2 protein-coding genes and 1 pseudogene are annotated in these 2,278 nt (G+C 69.3%); all 3 read left to right on the forward strand.

The window, feature by feature from the left end; all coding sequences use genetic code 11:
* Positions 1-221: 221 nt before the first annotated feature.
* The 3 genes and pseudogenes from BAY1663_RS22500 to BAY1663_RS25740 all read left to right on the forward strand — a co-directional run bounded on the left by BAY1663_RS22500 (position 222) and on the right by BAY1663_RS25740 (position 2,063).
* Positions 222-632, forward strand: a complete 411-nt coding sequence (locus BAY1663_RS22500; protein ID WP_037045297.1) for a hypothetical protein — start codon at positions 222-224, stop codon at positions 630-632.
* Positions 619-1,586, forward strand: a pseudogene (locus BAY1663_RS22505) (AMP-binding protein); the annotation flags it as partial. The gene BAY1663_RS22500 and the pseudogene BAY1663_RS22505, both read left to right, overlap by 14 nt.
* A gap of 267 nt (positions 1,587-1,853) precedes the next feature.
* Complete coding sequence (locus BAY1663_RS25740) at positions 1,854-2,063, forward strand: hypothetical protein (protein ID WP_305809527.1); 210 nt, start codon at positions 1,854-1,856, stop codon at positions 2,061-2,063.
* Positions 2,064-2,278 lie beyond the last annotated feature (215 nt).

Consider the following 2,278-nt stretch of genomic DNA (forward strand, 5'->3'; position numbering starts at 1 on the left):
CGCGAACAGAAGCTGGAACTGAGCGAGGCCGTGACGCGCGAGCTGCTGCTGGCCGCCCGGCATTTTGCCGTGGACCTGCGCGAGCTGCTGCTGGCCGCGCTGACCCGCGCGCTGCACGGGCTCGGGCTGGGCGAACGGCAGTGGATCATGCTCGAAGGCCACGGCCGCGAGGCCATCGACCCGGCGCTGGACGTCAGCCGCACGGTGGCTGGTTCACCAGCATGTTTCCGCTGGCGCTGCGCGACCAGGCGGACTGGCCGCAGCTGCTGCGCCACGCCGCCGAACAGTTGCGCCGGGTGCCGGACAAGGGCGTCGGCTACCTGCCGCTGCGCGCCAATCCTGAGTTTCGGGCGCAGCTGCCGCTGCCGGCGGTGGCGCTCAACTACCTCGGCGTCTACCAGAGCGACACGGATGCCTGGCAGGCACTGCCCATCGCCCCCGGCCGGCCGAGCGCGGCGGACAACCCCTCGGCGGAGCTGATCAGCCTGCACGGCGGCGTATTCGACGGCCGCCTGACCCTGCGGCAGATCGGCCGCCTGCGTGCCGAGCTGAACGATCGACTGCTGGCGCTGCTGCAGGACAACCTGCTGGCGCTGGCCGAACACGCGGAGGTCAGCCATGAACACGCTTGAGCGGCATTTCACCGAGCAGTTCCAGCGCCATGCCGCGCGTCCGGCGCTGGGTTGCCTGGGCGACAGCTTCAGCTACGCCGAACTGCAGGCACGGGTCGCGGCCATCGCCATGCAGCTGCGCCAGTGCGGCCTGCGGGCCGGCGAGCGCGTCGGCATCCACCTGCAGCGCTCGCCGGACCTGGTCGCCAGCGTGCTCGCCTGCCTGCGCGAAGGGCTGTGCTTCGTGCCGCTGGAGCCGGAATTCCCGCTCGAACGGCTGCAGGGCATCGCCGCCGATGCGCAGCTGAGCCTGGTGCTGCAGGACCAGCCGGTGGCGTTCGCGCAGCCAACCTGGCAGCTGCGTCCCGGGCTGGCCGGCGAGCTGGAATGGCCCGAGCAGGACGAGCGCCTGCCGGCCTACATGATGTTCACCTCCGGCTCCACCGGCCGGCCCAAGGGCGTGGTGATCAACCGCGCCGCGCTGGCCAACTTCCTCGCCGCCGCGACCGCACGCCTGGACATCGGCCCGGCGACGCGCTGGCTGTTCACCACCACCCCGGCCTTCGATATCTCGCTGCTGGAGATGCTCGGCCCGCTCTGGCGCGGCGGCTATGTCGAGGTGATCTGCGCGCCGACCCACAAGGACCCGGTCGAGCTGCTGCAATTGCTCGAACGGCGCAGCGACCTCAACACCCTGCAGGCCACCCCGGCGTTCTGGCGCATGCTGCTCAAGGCCGGCTGGCAAGGGCGGCCCGGACTTTTGGCGTTGTGCGGCGGCGAGGCGCTGGATGCCACGCTGGCGACCCGCTGGGTGGCTGCGTGGGTGAGTTGTGGAACTGCTATGGACCGACCGAGGCAACGGTGTGGTCGCTGATGGCGCGCGTCGAACTGCCGCTCGGCGAGGCCGGCGTGCTGCTGCGCCAGTCGCTCGACGGCTATCGCCATTGGCTGCTCGACGAACACGGCGAGGCGGTTGCGGTGGGCGGCGAGGGTGAGCTGTGCATCGAGGGGCCGTCGCTGGCCGACGGCTACTGGCAGCGCGACGACCTCACCGCGCAGGCGTTCATCAACTGTCACGGCAGGCGGCTGTATCGCACCGGCGACCGTGTGCACCGCGTCGGCGAGGATGCCTACCAGTATCGTGGGCGGCGCGACGACCAGATCAAGCTGCGCGGCTTTCGTATCGAGCTGGGCGAGATCGAGGCCAGCCTGCGCCGGCTGGTCGGTGTGCAGGACGCTGCGGTGCGGCTGCATGGCGAGGGCGATGAGGCTTGTCTGGTCGGCTATGTGGAGCTGCGCGAGGCCGGTGCGCTGAGCCGGGTGGCGATTCGGCGCGAGCTGCAGCGTAGTCTGCCGCACTACATGGTGCCGGGGCGGATTGTGTTGCTGGGGTGTTTGCCGAAGACCGCCAGCGGCAAGATCGACCGCAAACGCCTGCCCGAGCCGGTGTAAAAAGGATCTTCGCAACTTTCATGAGGCATGGAGCTTGATACTGGATTGGCAAGTTTGGGTGATGCTGGCATCTGGTCTGGGCTTGCACCTCGGTGATCAGGGCGCTTATTGAGTGTGCTGATGCTTCTGGTTTCGGCCCCCCCCGGCCGAGTCACTTGACTCGCTTCGCTCGCCCTTCGGGCCAGCCTGCGGCTGTTAATTCGCTATGCTCCGTA

It is taken from the genome of Pseudomonas sp. BAY1663, from assembly GCF_000582595.1.
GTDB classification, from domain to species: Bacteria; Pseudomonadota; Gammaproteobacteria; order Pseudomonadales; family Pseudomonadaceae; genus Stutzerimonas; species Stutzerimonas stutzeri_AF.

Coding starts and splice junctions, on each gene's coding strand:
- BAY1663_RS22500 (WP_037045297.1), top strand. CDS start 222: ATGTTTCCGCTGGCGCTGCGCGACCAGGCGGACTGGCCGCAGCTGCTG.